Raw genomic sequence first — 16,573 nt, 5'->3', positions numbered from 1 at the left:
GGTCCCTTTGTCACAAGCCACATTTCTGAACCGTCAGGCTCTTTTCCTGCGTCCCGATTCATCGCGCGTCGTCGTGCGACCTTTCAAGCCTGCCACCGAACCGCGGGACCTCAATCCCACCGAGAAATCTCGGGCAAACCATATCGTCGATCGCGTTCTGGCGCTTGACCTTGAGATGACGGAAATCCTTCTCGCCGACGTCCTGGAGAATTTCGAGGGCCGTCATCGTAACCTGCTCGCGACGTTCGAAAACCGGGCCGCGGAAATGGAGGAGGCGTTCGCGCCTCACGCCAACTTCACGAAAAAACAGCGTCAGCTTGTTGGCGCTTATTTTCTCAATGAATATTCCTTCGAAGCATCTGCGTTGTTCAATCCCAGCATTGTCTCCCATCCGGACCAGTCCGGTCTGGAAAAGGGGAGCCGGCGTTTCGTTCTCAGCTTGCGCGCCGTCGGCGAAGGGCACGTGTCGTCCCTGACATTCCGTACCGGCGTGATTGCTGCCGATGGCGGCGTTGACATCGATCCGACGGTGCGGCTCGCTTCCACGCCAACCGTCACTGCGCGCACATTCGTTGCGGCAGGCGAGCAGGTCGACGTCAGCTTCGGTTCGGAACAGTCGATCAGCGAGCGGGTCATCTTTCCGATCACACCCGCTCAGTCGAATGGGATCGAGGACGCGCGGTTTGTCAAATTCGAGGATAACGGAGAGAAGACATTCTACGCGACCTACACCGCCTACAACGGCAGGGGCATCCGCTCGGAACTGCTGGAGACCAAGGATTTCGTGTCTTTTCGCTTGAGCCCACTCGCAGGCAGCGTGGCCAGGAACAAGGGAATGGGCCTGTTTCCCCGCAAGATCGATGGCCGCTACGCGATGATCGGCCGGCAGGATAGCGAGAACCTCTACCTCATCTATTCCGACGATCTCTATACCTGGAATGGCGGGCAGTTGATCCTCGGCCCCAAGTTTCCATGGGAGTTCGTTCAGATGGGCAATTGCGGCTCACCGATTGAGCTCGACGAAGGCTGGCTGCTGCTGACCCATGGCGTCGGCGCCGTCCGCAAATATGCTATCGGCGCGGCGCTGCTCGATAAACAGGATCCCTCCAAGGTCCTCGCCCGTTCGCGGGAACCGCTGGTGCGGCCGGAGCCATCCGAGCGGGAAGGGTATGTGCCGAACGTCGTCTATACCTGCGGCGCCATGCGCCACAACGACCAGATCGTCCTGCCATACGCGGTATGCGACACGTTTTCGAATTTCTCGACGATCAAGATTGCAGATCTTTTGCGAACGCTCGACGGCTGAGCCGCCCTGTTCCGCCGCCGTGGCGCAAGCCATGCTGGCCGTCGGCGATCGGTCTTTCTCAATCCCGGGCGTGGTCAGGCCATGCCCGGGATTGCTTATGTATGGACGAAGCAGATGCGGAATAATCCTAGATAAGACGGTCATCTTCCCTTGCCGGCAGCGAACGGCGACGCGCGCTTTCCTCTGCCGATTTCTTGTGTCCTTCGACGGCGGCCCCTCGGACTTCGTCGAAGCGGTTTTTTTCGCTCTCCGGCGGCAGGGGTGTTGTGGCGACTTTCTTTTCGAAACGGATCATGATGTCTTTCTCCTGTTTGGCAGATGAAGGAGGCGTCCCGATGACAGGGCGCCCGAGCGATTTCGAGGAGGCGGTTAGGCGGCCAGGGCAGTGCTGCAGCCTTCGGCAACGCGGCTGTCGGCGGAGGTCTGGCCCGGCATGGTGGCCCAGCCGCCGGCTTCGATGAACTGCCGCTTCCTGTAGCTGTCGGGGATGGCCTTGAGTTCGGTCAGTTTTGTCGCTGCGTCGGGTGCCGCGTTGAAGCGGTGGACGCAGATGGCGGTGGCGAGTTCGCCCCGAGCCGTATCGGCCGCAGTCACAGACGAGGCGCGCGACGAGCCGCCCGTCACCCAGCCGCCCCAGTTGAACCCGACGACGATGGTGGCGATCACTGTGACGAAGCACGCCCAGACAAGAACAGTCTTGCTGGGCTGATAGCCGTCGAAACGCTGGGCAATAGAATTCTTGCTGCTGTTTTGCATGGCGGTTGGTCTATCCCTTTATGGATATTGCGGGTCCGCTCCCCGGTCGCATCGACCGCGAAGTTCAGGCACTACTCTCCGTATTTCATTCCGGTCACACCGGCGGCAAGACAGCGCCATCGCCCGGGAAACGTCCCTTTTTGCGCTGCCGCACGGGAACGTCCCCGCGTCTTTTACGAGTTCCGTTTCCGGACCCTAGCTCGAGCTCGGGTTGCCGCTTTCGCCGCGCAACCCGGATTCAACGGCGATCATTTCGCCGTCCTTGCGGCTTTCCCTGACGATACGGCGAACGATGATACCGCCCTTGTATTTGAGAACGCCTTTAGCGGGCCGGATGACGCCCCCGTCCTTGAGCGGGCGGTACTTCATGATCCTTCTGCTGCCGGACAATGGGGCAGCTACGAACCACGACTACCACTTCGGTGGCCGCTACACCAATGCTAAATATTCGCTTTTACAATGGTTTCCGGCGCATCCGTTTGGCTCATTGCAACAGAAAGCGGCTTCGATACATCCCCATGGGCAACATTCCAGGGGGATCCTCTGACGGTTCACAAACAAGCGGGGTGAGGTTACTTCGCCGTGAAGAACGTGAGAAGCACTTTTCCCTTTTCCCCTAACAGGCAGACGAACCGGTCCGGTGTCGTGGTATTGCCGTTGCGCGCTATGTAAGCGTCGCCAAGGATCACTGTCCTTACGGGAACATCTCCCACTTTGGTGTCAGCGGCACTTATCGCAAGGGTATCAGCGTCCAGGACCAGATCAGTCACGTCCTTCGATCGTTCCTGGAGGGCGACGAGTCCGGTAGACCGACAGGCGCTGGCTTCCGGCCCGTCTGGGCTTTGTGCCGTGGCCGGGGCGATCACGACGGACATGCTCATGGCGGTAACGAGCAACAATTTGGTGATCTTCATTGGCAATCCTCTTGTGAACGCACGGGAACGCCGGGAACCTTCCATGGTTCCCGGCAGTGCAGATGACCGGATGAGGCACCGTTGCCTCGTCCACGAAAAGCCTGCAGTCACTGCGCCATGCGCGGAACCATCTGTGGCAGATCGAGCTGACGAGGCCGATACTGGTATTCCCCAGTTGGAGACCGGGTTCGGATGAGGTTTCGTTGCGAGGCTCGGGAAACCGGTCCAGTAGGTCGTGTCCATGGTCGCGATGAGGTTGTAGACCATGGCGCGATCCTTCAATTTGGCATCAGGGATGGCCCCTTTCTCGTGATGAACACGAGATGTTGCTTATTCGTCCGGTTGCCAAGACACCATCATTGTTGCACCACCATTGCGTAGTATAGACTCGATTTTGCAAATGGGATCAAAGCTGAATGCGCATAAGATATGGTTTCCTTGGCCTGTTCCTTGCAATCGCACCATCGGCCTACTCGTTGGAACTTGGACCGCCACCGGTCCTGTCGCCATTGCAGGAGCAGGCGCAAGCCGCTCTTTTGAGCGCGCAGTTCCTGACGCGATATGCTTACAAGCCTGTTCCGCTCAACGACGCCTTGTCGGCTAAAATCCTCGATCGGTTTATCGAGTCTCTGGATTCCGACCGGAGCTTTTTCCTGCAGGCCGACATCGACAAGTTCATGGCCGACAGCACCGAGATCGACGATGCCATCCTGGGTGAAGACCTGAAGGTTCCGTTTTCGATTTTCAACGCCTATTCGCAGCGAGTTGTGGACCGCATGACATATGCCCGCAGCCTGCTCAAACAGGGCTTCGATTTCAGCGTGCGGGAAGACTATTCCCTGTCGCGCGACAAGGAGCCTTGGCCGAAATCCGAAGAGCAAAGCAATGACCTCTGGCGCAAGCGGGTCAAAGGCGACTGGCTGCGGTTGAAACTGGCAGGCCAGGCCGATGCGACGATTCGCGATACCCTCGACAAACGTTACAGAAATATCCTGGAGCGCGTTTATACCTACAAGAGCGACGACGCGTTCCAGTCATTCATGGGCGCCTACACCACGTCCGTCGATCCGCACACGGACTATTTTGGTGCCGCCGCTTCGGCCAATTTCGACATTTCGATGAAGCTCTCACTGGTGGGTATCGGCGCCGTTTTGCAGGAGCGGGATGGTTACACGACGGTCCGTGAGCTGGTGCCGGGTGGGCCAGCACAATTGTCCGGAATGCTGGCCGTCGGCGACCGCATTGTCGGTGTCGGTCAAGGCGATGATGGCGCCGTGAAGGAAGTCGTGGGCACACGCCTTGATGAAGTCGTGCAAATGATCCGCGGGGCGAAAAATTCCGTTGTGCGCTTGGATGTCTTGCCGGCGGATGCCGGAGAGAATGGAAGCCGCCGCATCATCAGCCTTGTGCGAGACAAGATCAGCCTCGAAAAACAGGCTGCAAAAAAGACCATCCTGCCCTTGGAGGATCGCGGTGTCGTGCGCAGAATTGGCGTAATCACCCTGCCGGCGTTCTATGAGGACTTCGAAGCGCGACGAAAGGGCGAGAAAGACTACAGAAGCGCAAGCCGAGACGTTGCCAAGCTTCTTGGCGAACTGAAACGGGAAAAGGTCGACGGCGTCCTGATCGACTTGCGCAACAACGGTGGCGGCTCGCTGGCCGAAGCGATTGATTTGACAGGCCTGTTCGTGGGCAAGGGCCCGGTGGTTCAGCAACGCGACGCCGAAGGTAAGATCAAGGTCGAAAGCGATGATCTGCCTACGCCTGCGTGGACGGGTTCGCTCGGGGTATTGATCAATCGCGGCTCGGCGTCGGCCTCGGAGATTTTCGCCGCGGCGATACAGGATTACGGTCGCGGCGTGATCGTCGGAGAACCTAGCTTCGGTAAAGGGACCGTGCAAACGGTCGTCGATCTCGATCAGGTTGCCCACAACAGCAAACCAAAATTCGGTCAATTGAAATTGACGATCGCCCAATTTTTCCGGGTCGATGGCGGAACGACACAACTGCGCGGCGTGACACCCGACATCAGCTTGCCGGGTCTCTCGGACCCCAAGACCCTTGGTGAAGCGAGTTATGACAATGCGCTGCCTTGGGGTCAGATCAAGCCTGCGAATTATGCGGCCGCAGGCAACAGGAGCGGATTGCTGCAGCAACTGCAAAGCCGGCATGATGCTCGGGTAAAAGTCGATCGGGATTTTCAACGTTTCGCAGAAGACGCCGCTGAGCTGAAGGCGCAACGTGAAAAACGTGTCATCTCCCTCAATGAAGTCGAACGTCGAAACGAACTCGCTGCTCTTACGACCCGTCTCAAGGCGCGCGAGCAGACAAACGATGGTTTGGTTCCGGATAAGGACGATGGCCTGCAAGCAAATGAGCGGAGCCTCAATGCGGATATCGCCATTGAAAATGCCCGCGAGAATGCCAAGGACGTCTTGAGAAACGAAGCAGCCTCGATTGTTGCCGATCAGGCCGATTTGCTGGAAAATGTCCGAAAGACCGGCACCCGGTAAATGGGGAATGTCGACGGAAAATAGTCCTGTCGGCGATGGCTATGGCGTTTGATGGGGACCAACCCCCGCGAGCCCTTCAAGAGTGGCTTAGAGGTTACGCGCCAGCCGTCCTCTGGATTCGAAGCGAGATCGGATCGAGGTCCGGGGAATAGGTCGGCAGGAAGAGCGGCCATGCATGGCAAAGGTCAAGCGCGCCAATGATCCGCGTTCGTCGAAGCATTCCGGCACAGATCCCGAGATTGAGAAACGGTGACATGGCTGGCGCGACGACGTGAGAGACGGCTGGTCAGATCCTTTTAGGAACGCAGATCAACGTCAGCTTGACCGATCACCCGACGCATTTGAACAGATGGGGCCAAGTCAGCAATAGACCACAGCGCAAAATTAGGCCAGTTTGCTGCTATCAAGCAGGAGTATAACCGCCCCTCATTGGCCGGAGAAGAAGAGGCTCGAAAAGAGCCCGCCCAGCCATCGATCCGCGGCTATCAGCAAGCGCTGGAGGTTGGAATGGCTGGTCGTCTGGACGGTAAGATCGCGCTCATCAGTGGCGGCGCGGGTGGGTGCGGCCTTGCCGCCACCGAGCTTTTTGCGCGAGAGGGGGCGGCGGTGGGGATCGTCGATCTCCCGCATAGCCAGGGGGCGGCTGTCGCCGCCCGCCTGTGCGAGGAAGGCAGGAAGGTCGCATTTGCACCCGCCGACGTTTCCGACGAACTGCAGGTGAATAGGGCGGTAGAGGCGATTTCCGGTGAACTCGGGCCGATAACGGTGCTGTTCAATCATGCCGGAACGCTCATCGTCCGGCCGTTCCTCGAAACCTCGGTGGCGGACTGGGACCGGTTGATGGCCATCAATGTCCGCAGCATGTTCCTGATGACCCGTGCGGTCCTGCCGCAGATGATCGAAGCAGGCGGCGGGTCCATCGTCTGCACGTCGTCGATCTCGGCGGTCGCCGCGACACCGATGGAAGTTCTCTACGATACGACCAAGGGAGCGTGCCACATGTTTGCCCGGGCGATCGCGGTCGAATTTCGCGACCGCAACATCCGCTGCAACGCGGTTTGCCCCGGCTTCATCCAGACGCCACATGGCCAGAAGGAGGTCGAGGAACTGACCCGCTACGGCGTCGATGTCTCGGACGCAGCGATCGCGGCTCAGCAGGGCAGGATGTGCCGGCCGGATGAGGTCGCCAAGGCGGCGCTCTACCTTGCAAGCGACGACGCCAGCTTCGTCAGCGGTACCCATCTGTTTGTCGACAATTGTTTTACAGCGATGTGAGGGGGAAAAACATGGCTCTGGAAAAAGGCGGCCTGTGGCGCAACTGGGTCGGCAATCAATATTGCGTTTCACAATTCAAGGCCTCGCCGGAAACGGAAGCCGAAGTGTCGGAGCTTGTCCACGAAGCCGACAGGCGTGATCTGACCGTCCGCGTTTCCGGCTCGGGACATTCCTTCACACCCGTCGTCGGCACCAACGGGCTGTTGCTGTCGCTCGCAAACCTGCGCGGCGTGCAGAACATCGACCGGGAGCGGAAACAGATCACGGTGGCAGGCGGAACGCGCATCAACGAAGTCGGCAGGACGCTGAAGGACCATGGTCTTTCACTGATCAACCAGGGCGACATTGACAGCCAGGCCGTCGCCGGCGCGTTTACGACCGGAACCCACGGAACCGGCATCAAGCTCGGAAACCTGGCCTCGTCGATTGCCGGCATGCGTATCGTCACAGCCAACGGGGATGTTCTTGACATCGATGGTCGCGACAGGGACAGGCTGCATGCAGCCCAGGTCTCGGTCGGAACGCTCGGGGTCATCTCCTCGCTGACGCTGAACGTCATGGACGCCTATAATCTGCACGAGCGTCTCTGGCGGGACGATTTCGAGACATGCATGGAGCGTCACGACGAGCTGGCTTCGCGGCACCGCCATTTCGGCTTCTTCTGGTGCCCGACGCCGGAAAGCCGTCATCTGTACTGTCTTCCCGACACGTCCGCGGTATCGAGCACGAACAAGCTGGCCGATGTCTGCGAGATGAAGGTGATGGACATCACCGACGCCACTCCGATGGAGAGCGAATTCGAAAAGATCGCCTACAGTTCCGAGGTCTATCCGATCGATTACGTGCCGAATTTCGTCGAACTGGAATATGCTGTTCCCCTCGAACACGGCAAGGCCGCGATAAGGGCCGTCCGGGATCTGATGCTGAACAAGCACACCAACTGCATCTACCCGATCGAATACCGCTTTACCGCCGGCGATCCGGCATGGATGAGCCCCTTTCACCACCAGGACAGCATCACCCTGTCGGTGTCGGGTGGTCCGGGTATCGATTACTGGCCCTTCCTCAAGGATGTCGATCAAATTCTGGGCGGATACAATTCTCGCCCGCATTGGGGAAAGATGCATTTCCTCGACACGGACGACGTCACAAGGCTTTACCCGCGCGCCAGGGAATTTCGAGCGCTGAGACGGGATTTGGATCCGAAGGGCCGCTTCCTGAACGATCATTTGAAGATGTTGTTTGGATAAGCACGAAGTCAGACCTGCCTCGACTTGGCGCTTCAGCTGACCCGCTATCGTGGTTCGCGGCATCTCCATAAAAAGCGACAGGATCAGAATTTGGTCCGGATATTGCCAGGGGTATGGACCGCCGGAGCGATAGGGGTTATCTGGCAAGGCTTGTTGCGATGCTGAAACCGTCGCCGAAACATCACCGCAGACACCCAAGGCCTTTCAAAGTGAAAAAAGTCCAGCGCAGCTTTGCCGTCGAATACAAATCCGGTCGGCGAAAAATCAACTCCAATCCGAATTCCATCTGGGGCGACATGGATCTCAAGTCCGTTGCACAGGATCTGCAGGACGAGGCAATGCCATTGCTTCCGCAAACTTCTCAGGCTGGCAGCACCGGAATGTCTTTCGCCGGAGAACAACAGGCCGCAGCGTTGTTGACACAGCCGATAGAGCAGGAGACAAATGCATCGGCTTTACAGGAGACCACAATGGCCGACGATATTAATACGATGACTGACACCGACACGCCGGCGGTTGCGGCGCCCGCACCAAAGAAGGAGCGCAAACCTCGCGCCAAAAAGGCGGCCGCTGAAACGGCCTCAGCCGAAGTTTCGGCGCAACCGGCAGGGGCTTCGAATGCCGCAGCGGTCAAGCCGAAAAGAGGACGCAAGGCAAAGTCCGACGAAGGCGTGACAAGCGCCAAACGTGCGCCTGTCAAACGTGCGCCGAAGGCCGTGCAGGCACCGGCTGCACCGTCCGTGGCGGCAGTTGACGAGTTTGCGGATCTTCTGCAACTGGAAGACGAAAACCAAAAGCTGCGCAAGCTGCTGGCCGAGAAGCTGCGTGCTGAAAACGCCGATCTGCGAAAGCGGCTCAACCTGGCTTGATCGACAGCCGCCGGTCAAGCACTGGCCGCATTCTCAAGGCTATAATCGAGACGAACATCTTGGCGGCGGTTAGTCCTGCCGCCAACGCTTTTGCTCGCAGCCTGCATGCGGGATAGAATACGAGGTCGAATAAAATGGCGTCTCCATGGAAACTTCTTGCCCGGCTTGTGTCACCGCGACGTCAACAGCGGCAAGAACTGGACTCGACCGACGACGTGAAGCCGGACGTATTGGCCATCGCCAAACCGATTGAAACGGCCACCGACAGCGGGTCGAACACCGCGGATCCTCCGACCGAGGAAAAGCCCGTCGCTTACGATCGATCGGAGGCGGTTTCAGCGGAGCCGGATCATTCCGAAGAAACGGCAACGGGTCTTCACGCCACGGCGGATACCAACGGCGCCAGACCGGCGGAGGCGGCCGATCTGGCCTTGTCCGGTGACGCCAATTCGACCGTGCGCGACGCACCGATCCCCTCGCGGACTGGCGAAGGTGAAGTGCGAAAGCGCAGCCGGCGGGGTAACACAGCGGCAAGGGGTGACGCCGTTCCGCCACCCTCTTCAGGCGTTCCCACCGTTTCTGACGATGCGATCAGCCTTGATGAAGAGATCAGGCTGCTGCGGGCGCAATTGGCGGGCAAGCTTCAGCAGCAAAATGCACAACTGAAGAGAATGCTGGAGCGGTTCGAGCGCTGAACGTGTCATTCTCCATCGCGCCTAATCCGGCCAGTGCAACCCGGCTCGGCATGGGCGTGATTTGCCCCGATCCTGCCGTCAAAGGCATGGTCTTGTGGCATTTCGCCAAAGGCATCAGACGCGCGAGGCGCGGGGCTTTACAGCTTCTCTGGTGCAAGCCGGCACCCAGTCCTCCGACGGCTCGCAGCGCCCGGCTTTGCAGCGACGATATCTCGGCATGACCGGCGACAACCATGAGCAAAACGAAATGCGCCAAGCTTCATGACTGCCCCAAAAATCCTCATGCTCCCCAAAATTGCACTTGATGGCCCCTGTTGGTCCGCTACAAAACGACGAGGATAGCCTCGAAGCACAGAATTTGGGATGTATGGCAAAAAAAGCATATAACGGGACGTCCAAAGTCGATCGCGCGGATGAACCGCGGGACCGCATTGTTGCGGCCGCGCGTGAAGTATTTATCGAGCAGGGGTTCGATCTGGCGACCGTTCGCGACATCACGAGGCGAGCCGATGTGAATGTTGCTGCCGTCAATTATTATTTCGGTTCCAAGGAAGAGCTCGTCAGCGAGGTGCTTAACCTGATGATGGAACCCTATACCCATGCCCGGATAGAGGCTTTGGAAAAATGCGAGGCCTCGGCGAGACCCGGATTCCCGATTTTGGAGGAGGTCGTCGGGGCTCTTGTCCGACCGATGGTACAGTTCAGCCGCGATGCCTCGGGCGCCCGTCCCTTGACGCGGCTGATCCTGCAGGTCCGTTCGCGGCCGCGTGAATCAACCAACCGTTTTTTCATACGCCGCGTCGATCCTGCCGTGTTCCGTTTTATCGACGCCTTCAGTCGCGCACTACCGGATATGCAGCGCCGCGATATTTTCTGGCGTTACAATTTTTCGATTGGCGCCATCATGCAGGTCCTGATCGATTCAGACCCGGCATCGTATCGCCTCAAGCAGTTATCCGGCGGCCTTTGCGATACCGATGACGACGAAGAGATTATCTCTCAGCTCTCACGATTTATCTGTACTGGATTTCAGGCGCCTGCCATCGGGTGAAGATCCTGGATTTCGAACTTACAGCTAAAGTTGCGCAAGATAAGATACATAGCAGTATCTATCTACAATTGGATCCAGGCTGAGCAATAATCTTTTTTATTGCGTTTTGAGAAAAAACGTTGGGACATATAGTCTAAGATTAGACTGTATTCCCAATTGTCACTTCAACCCCATGCTGGTTTTTGCATATTTGCCGATCGCTGCTTGATTCTTGGGCGGTTTGACCGATTAAAGTCATTGACTCTTTCCCGCCTCAAATTATGTTTCAAACATCGTTTAACATTCACGGAGCCGTGCAATGACCGCTGCTGCCCCCAGGATCACCGGATCCTTCGTTGCCTTGATCACCCCGTTCGACAAGTCAGGGGCAGTCGATATGGGCGCGTTCCGCGCATTGCTTTCCTTCCACGAAGCGAACGGCACCTCTGCCGTCTTGATCATGGGCTCGACCGGCGAGGTATCCATGCTGTCGGCTGAGGAGAAGAAGAAAATCATCGTCGAGACGTCGAAGATGAAAACGGCCAAGATGCCGATCTTCTTTGGCTGCACCGGCAACAACACGGACGTTACGATTGAAAATGTGAAGTTCGCCAAGGATAACGGCGCAGACGGTGCCATTCTCGCTGCTCCGGCGTATATCTGCGCCCCGGAAGCCGACATCGAAGGTTATTTCCTGGAAGTCGCCGACGCGACCGACCTGCCTCTCGGGCTGTACAACAACCCGCCGCGGGTCAAGAGCGACCTGCACTGGGATCACCTTCTGCGCATATTCAAGCATCCCAACTACGTCATTCACAAGGAATCCACTGCGCGTGTCGGCCAGGTTGCCCAGGTTCTCGCCGCTCGTCCGGATGTTTCGGTAATGTGCTGCGACAGCCCCAACCTCGGTCTCGTCGTTCCAACAATGAGCCTCGGTGGTCATGGTACTGCCAATATGGGCGGCAATATTGCACCGGCCGAAGTGGCGGTGATGTCGCGTCCGTGGACGAGCTATGTCGAAGCCGAGGGGTTCCGCGACAACTATCTGAAACTTCTGCCGCTGCTGCACTACAATTACTCGGCCATCAACCCGGTGGCCGTGAAATCGCTGATGAAGGCTGTCGGACTGCCGGCTGGCGAACTGCGGCGGCCATTGACCGGCCTTGAAGGCGAAGCGCTCGCAAAGGGCATCCGCATCGTCCAGGATCTCGGCCTCGATAAGAAATATGGCTGGAAGCTGCAGTCCGCTTCGGCCTTGGCCGCTTGAGGCCCGGCCGATGGATCTCGGGATTTCCGGTCGCAATGCCATCGTTACCGGCGCAAGCCGAGGCATGGGCAAGGCCGCCGCAATGGCTCTCGCTCGGGAAAATGTGGATCTGACCATCGTCGCCCGGACGCCCGAGACACTGCAGGCGGCAGCCGCAGAAATTCGAGCGGTTACCGGCGCCCGCGTCACCGCTGTCGTCGGCGATATTACCACGCTTGCCGGTCGTGAAGCCGTTCTGTCTGTCTGCCCAAAACCGGACATCCTGGTCAACAACGCCGATGGTGAACTGCCCGGTGATTTCCGCAACTGGACTCGAGAAGACTGGTTGCGGGGCATCGATCGGATGATGCTGACACCGATCGACATGATGCGCCTGACCGTTGACGGAATGATGGAGCGCGAGTTCGGCCGTATCGTCAACATCGTGTCGCGGAGCGTCAAGATCGCCCAGGCCGAGCTTGGCATGTCGAATGCGGCACGCTCCGGCCTTGTCGGTTTCGTCGCGGGCCTGGCTCGGCAGACGATCGCCCACAATGTAACGATTAACAATATGCTCCCGGGCATTGTCGCTTCGGATGGCCAGCGCCAGCATGTCGAGGTACTTGCTCAGGAAAGCGGTCGTTCTTTCGACGAAATATGGGCCGCCCGCGCGGCACAGAATCCGGCTGGCCGCTACGGACGCCCCGAAGAAGTTGGCGCCTACATCGCCTTCCTCTGCTCAGCGAATGCCGGCTTTGTGACTGCTCAGAACCTGCTGATCGATGGCGGGCAATATCCCGGAACGTTCTGACGGCCGGAGCGGATTGCCTCTCGCCGGTGCGAAGGATCCGCGATGAATACAATGACTTTCGACTGCATACATCCTCTTGGAGCCAGAAGGAATCCATCTATGAACCGCTTCGGAACAGCATTGCTTTTTCTTTCGATGACGCTGCCGGCGGCCGGCCTTGCCAAGGCGGACGATTATCCCAGTCGGCCTGTGTCCATTGTCGTGCCTTATCCGCCGGGCGGTGCAGTCGATGGCGTTGCACGCGTTCTTGCCGCCACGCTTTCGGTCAAGACCGGCAAGACGTTCGTTGTCGATAACCGTGCGGGCGGTGCCGGCGGGGTGGTCGGTTCGTCCGATGTGGTCAAGGCTGCTCCCGATGGCTACACCCTGCTGCTGAATGCGTCGATCCACGTGGTCACGCCGCTGATCAACAAGAATGTGCCTTTCGACGTCGTCAATGACTTCACCCATATCAGCGGCATCGCGGCGGGCCCGCTGCTGATCACCACCAATCCGTCGGACAAGGCCAACACGCTGAAGGAATTCTTCGCCGAGGTGAAGGCGGATCCGGATTCCTACAACTTCGCCACCTCCGGTTATGGATCGGCCGGTCATTTGGCTGTGGAGGTCCTGAAGGGTAAAGCCGGCGTCGATACTGAAGTGGTCACCTACAAGGGGGCCGGTCCGGCGCTTACCGACATGATTGGCGGCCAGGTGCAACTGATCGCCGACCCGATCCTGTCGTCCCTGCCGCATGTCAAGGCAGGCCGGCTGAAGCCGCTTGCGGTGACCAGCCTGACCCGCTCGCCCCTGGCGCCGGATGTGCCGACCGTTGCCGAGAGCGGCATGCCTCCCTTGGAAATGCTCTCCTGGTACGGCGTCTGGGCGCCGAAAAATCTTGACCCAAAGGCGGCGGAATATCTCGGCAAGGTCCTGCAGGAGGTTGTCACCTCTACGGAATTCAAGGACAAACTGACGGTCTTCGGCTTCGAGCCGATGTACAAGAACGGCGCCGATCTGAAGACCTTCGTGGTGGACGAGACGAAGCGTTACGGCGAGATCGTCAAGACAGCCGGCATCAAGGTGGAATGAAGATGATGAAGGCTCCGAAAACCACGCAAGATTCGGAGCCTTTGGAGGGCCAGCGCCATGTCGGAACCCATTGGGGGTTCTACACGCATGATGGATTGCATGGCGCCGTTCGTCCGATGGCGGGCGACCCCAACCCCGTTCCATTCGGTGGAGAGCTTCCAGCCGACAGGCTTGCGCCGTGCCGAATCCTGAAGCCTGCAGTCAGGCGATCCTACCTTGAAAAGGGACCGGGTCATCGTTCCGGCCGGCGGGGAGCCGAGGCATTTGTAGAGGTTTCCTGGGATGACGCAATCGAACTGGTCGCCGGCGAAATCCGCCGCGTCAGGGACGAGCATGGCAGTGGCGCGATTTTTTCCGGCTCCTACGGCTGGTCGAGCGCCGGACGATTTCATCATGCCCAAAGCCAGCTGAAGCGTTTTTTCAACATGAACGGCGGTTCCGTTCGTTCCGTTCAGACCTACAGTTATGCCGCGGGCGAGGTCATCCTGCCGCACGTCATCGGTTCCACCGATGGATTGATTTCCGGCCACAGCCCATGGAGCCAGATCGTCGGCCATGCGGACCTGATCGTGATGTTCGGCGGCACACCGCTTCGCAACGCTCAGGTCAATGCCGGTGGCGTTTGCCGCCATGAAACCCGCAAGTATCTCCTCGACTGCAAGCACGCCGGCGCCCATTTCGTCAACATCGGACCTGTCCGGGATGATGCCGCAAGCGAGCTCGACGCCCAATGGATGGCTCTGAGGCCCGGGACCGACGCCGCCCTGTTGCTCGCCATCGCCCATGTCCTGATCCAGGAGGATCGTCACGACGCGGCTTTCGTCAAGCGCTACACCGTCGGCTTCGAAACATTGCGGGATTATCTGTTCGGTAAGGTGGATGGCGTCGTCAAGGATGTAAGCTGGGCAGCCGGCATTACCGGCCTTGAAGCGCAGGACATCCTCACCCTTGCCCGGACCATGGCCTCGAAAAAAACCTTCATCATGATGGCATGGGCGCTGCAACGCGCCGACCATGGTGAACAGGCCTATTGGGCAGCAATCGCGGTGGCATCGCTGCTGGGGCGCATCGGTCTGCCTGGCGGAGGATTTGGTTTCGGTTATGCATCCATATCGGGCATCGGCCAGCCGGCGCCAGCCGTGAAATGGCCGTCGCTACCGCAGGGACAAAATGCCATTTCCGACTACATTCCGGTTGCGCGGATCGCAGACATGCTGCTTTCACCGGGAGCGGAATACGACTACAACGGCAAGAAACGGATCTATCCGGAAATACGGCTGATCTATTGGGCTGGTGGCAACCCCTTTCACCATCATCAGGACCTTCATCGGCTGGTCGAAGCTTGGCAGAAGCCGGAAACGATCATTGTTCACGAGCACTGGTGGAATGCCAACGCCCGGCATGCCGACATCGTGTTGCCCGCCGCGACATTCCTGGAACGCGACGATCTGGTTGCCAGCGGTCGCGACAGTTTTCTCGGATATTCGACACACACGGCAGCACCACCAGCGGAGGTATTGTCGGATCACGAGATCCTGCGCCGCATCGCGAAGAAGCTGGGCACTGAAGCGGCATTCACCGGCGGATTGAGCGAATCCGAATGGCTGGAGAAGCTTTATGCCGAAGCGCAAGCGAACGCCGCGTCACGCGACATTTCCCTGCCGGATTTTCCCACGTTCCGGAATACGGGACTGATCGAGGTGGAAAGCCAAGACGCGGATCGGCCTTTCCTTTCCGCATTTCGTGCGGACCCGGCTGCTCATCCGCTGCATACGCCGTCCGGTCTGATCGAGCTTTCCTCGGAACTCATTGAGGGCTTCGACTACGTCGATTGCCCCGGCCATCCGGCGTGGATGGAACCGGTCGAATGGTTGGGGGGCAAGCTCGCGGCACTCTATCCACTGCATCTCCTGTCCTGCCAGCCGCATGACAAGCTGCACAGCCAATGGGACCATGCAGCGCCGTCGCGCAAGACCAAAAGCGGCGGTCGTCAGCCGGTGCGCATTCATCCCGACGACGCCTCGGCTCGCGGGCTTGTACAAGGCGAGGTGGTGACCATTTCCAACACCCGCGGTGCTTGCCTTGCGGTGGTTGCCATTACCGATTCCGTCATGCCCGGCGTCGTGCAGCTGGCGACGGGCGCCTGGTTCGATCCGGCGGATCCCACGACGCCGGGTTCGCTGGAGCTGAACGGCAATCCGAACGTCCTGACGCCGGATCACGGGACTTCCCGCCTCGCGCAGGGGCCAAGCCCGAACTCGTGCCTTGTCGAGATTTCCCGCTTCATCGGCACGCCGCCGGAGGTGCGAGCCTACCGCCCGCCGGATCTGGTCCCCGACCCGCGATCAAAAGCGTCCACCGGAAAGGAATGCCCATGACCTCACGTCTCAATCCGCAATTGATTGCAGGGCTCCTGTTCGTATCGATCGGCGTCGCTTTCCTGTTGGGCAGCCTCGATCTCTCCTACGGTACCTGGCGCAAGATCGGTCCCGGTGCATTTCCGGGCCTGGTAGCCTCGGCCTTGATCGCCATGGGCCTTATCGTTGCCCTTACGGCCGAAAAGCATGACACCGGTAAACAGCAGCCGGGCCTTTATTCCTCGAAGGTCACGTTCATCATTGCAGCGATCCTGGTGTTTGGACTGGTCGTTCGCGGCGGCGGATTGCTGCCGGCGGTCTTCGGTTGCTGCTTCATCTCCTCGTTTGCATCACGTCCTTTGCAGCCGGTGAAATCAGCCTTGTACGGGCTCGGACTCGGTGCGGCCTGCAGCCTTGCCTTCATCAAGGGGCTCGGCATGCCGCTTGCCATTATCGGTCCCTGGTTCGGGTATTAAGGAA

At 59.0% G+C, this 16,573-nt stretch carries 16 protein-coding genes; 12 read left to right on the top strand and 4 right to left on the bottom strand.

Features of this window, described 5'->3' with window-relative positions; all coding sequences use genetic code 11:
• The first annotated feature begins 7 nt into the window (after positions 1-7).
• Positions 8-1,306: a glycoside hydrolase family 130 protein gene (locus GQ59_RS17965; RefSeq protein WP_037083725.1), complete on the top strand. Its 1,299-nt coding sequence runs from the start codon at positions 8-10 to the stop codon at positions 1,304-1,306.
• Positions 1,307-1,433: 127 nt separating this feature from the next.
• On the opposite strand, the gene GQ59_RS32715 is transcribed toward GQ59_RS17965, so the two are convergent.
• From GQ59_RS32715 to GQ59_RS17955, 4 genes are all read right to left on the bottom strand, one after another.
• Positions 1,434-1,601, bottom strand: coding sequence for a hypothetical protein (locus GQ59_RS32715; RefSeq protein ID WP_167336308.1), 168 nt, complete (start codon positions 1,599-1,601; stop codon positions 1,434-1,436).
• 74 nt (positions 1,602-1,675) lie between these two features.
• Positions 1,676-2,062: a hypothetical protein gene (locus GQ59_RS17960; RefSeq protein ID WP_037083723.1), complete on the bottom strand. Its 387-nt coding sequence runs from the start codon at positions 2,060-2,062 to the stop codon at positions 1,676-1,678.
• Positions 2,063-2,257: 195 nt separating this feature from the next.
• Positions 2,258-2,431, bottom strand: coding sequence for a hypothetical protein (locus GQ59_RS32365; RefSeq protein WP_156376355.1), 174 nt, complete (start codon positions 2,429-2,431; stop codon positions 2,258-2,260).
• A gap of 203 nt (positions 2,432-2,634) precedes the next feature.
• Positions 2,635-2,976, bottom strand: coding sequence for a hypothetical protein (locus GQ59_RS17955; RefSeq protein WP_037083722.1), 342 nt, complete (start codon positions 2,974-2,976; stop codon positions 2,635-2,637).
• Positions 2,977-3,392: 416 nt separating this feature from the next.
• Between GQ59_RS17955 and GQ59_RS17950 the strand changes: the two genes are divergently transcribed.
• The 11 genes from GQ59_RS17950 to GQ59_RS17900 all read left to right on the top strand — a co-directional run bounded on the left by GQ59_RS17950 (position 3,393) and on the right by GQ59_RS17900 (position 16,569).
• Positions 3,393-5,489: a carboxy terminal-processing peptidase gene (locus GQ59_RS17950; RefSeq protein WP_037083721.1), complete on the top strand. Its 2,097-nt coding sequence runs from the start codon at positions 3,393-3,395 to the stop codon at positions 5,487-5,489.
• A 507-nt stretch (positions 5,490-5,996) separates the two neighbouring features.
• Positions 5,997-6,764: an SDR family NAD(P)-dependent oxidoreductase gene (locus tag GQ59_RS17945; protein WP_037083720.1), complete on the top strand. Its 768-nt coding sequence runs from the start codon at positions 5,997-5,999 to the stop codon at positions 6,762-6,764.
• 11 nt (positions 6,765-6,775) lie between these two features.
• Positions 6,776-8,014: a D-arabinono-1,4-lactone oxidase gene (locus GQ59_RS17940; RefSeq protein WP_037083719.1), complete on the top strand. Its 1,239-nt coding sequence runs from the start codon at positions 6,776-6,778 to the stop codon at positions 8,012-8,014.
• A 209-nt stretch (positions 8,015-8,223) separates the two neighbouring features.
• A complete protein-coding gene (locus tag GQ59_RS17935) occupies positions 8,224-8,883 on the top strand; it encodes a prolipoprotein diacylglyceryl transferase (RefSeq protein WP_037083953.1) in 660 nt (219 codons plus the stop codon).
• 134 nt (positions 8,884-9,017) lie between these two features.
• Positions 9,018-9,578 (top strand): hypothetical protein, encoded by a 561-nt coding sequence (locus GQ59_RS17930; RefSeq protein ID WP_037083718.1) that lies wholly within the window; start codon positions 9,018-9,020, stop codon positions 9,576-9,578.
• Positions 9,579-9,945: 367 nt separating this feature from the next.
• The gene (locus GQ59_RS17925; RefSeq protein WP_037083717.1) at positions 9,946-10,629 is read left to right on the top strand and encodes a TetR/AcrR family transcriptional regulator; all 684 of its coding nucleotides are present in this window, start codon (positions 9,946-9,948) and stop codon (positions 10,627-10,629) included.
• Between the two features lie 298 nt (positions 10,630-10,927).
• Positions 10,928-11,875, top strand: coding sequence for a 4-hydroxy-tetrahydrodipicolinate synthase family protein (locus GQ59_RS17920; protein ID WP_037083716.1), 948 nt, complete (start codon positions 10,928-10,930; stop codon positions 11,873-11,875).
• Between the two features lie 10 nt (positions 11,876-11,885).
• On the top strand, positions 11,886-12,665 hold the full coding sequence (locus GQ59_RS17915) for an SDR family NAD(P)-dependent oxidoreductase (protein ID WP_037083715.1): 780 nt from the start codon (positions 11,886-11,888) through the stop codon (positions 12,663-12,665).
• Positions 12,666-12,764: 99 nt separating this feature from the next.
• A complete protein-coding gene (locus tag GQ59_RS17910) occupies positions 12,765-13,736 on the top strand; it encodes a Bug family tripartite tricarboxylate transporter substrate binding protein (protein WP_037083714.1) in 972 nt (323 codons plus the stop codon).
• Between the two features lie 5 nt (positions 13,737-13,741).
• Entirely contained in the window at positions 13,742-16,114 is a 2,373-nt protein-coding gene (locus tag GQ59_RS17905) for a molybdopterin-dependent oxidoreductase (protein WP_244447997.1), read from the top strand.
• Positions 16,111-16,569 carry a tripartite tricarboxylate transporter TctB family protein gene (locus GQ59_RS17900; protein WP_037083712.1) on the top strand — a complete coding sequence of 153 codons (459 nt, stop codon included), beginning with the start codon at positions 16,111-16,113 and terminating at the stop codon, positions 16,567-16,569. The genes GQ59_RS17905 and GQ59_RS17900 overlap by 4 nt, the downstream gene beginning before the upstream one ends.
• The last annotated feature ends 4 nt before the right edge of the window (positions 16,570-16,573 follow it).

The organism is Neorhizobium vignae (assembly GCF_000732195.1).
Classification (GTDB): Bacteria; Pseudomonadota; Alphaproteobacteria; order Rhizobiales; family Rhizobiaceae; genus Neorhizobium; species Neorhizobium vignae.
This window is presented reverse-complemented; position numbering and strand designations above follow the sequence as displayed.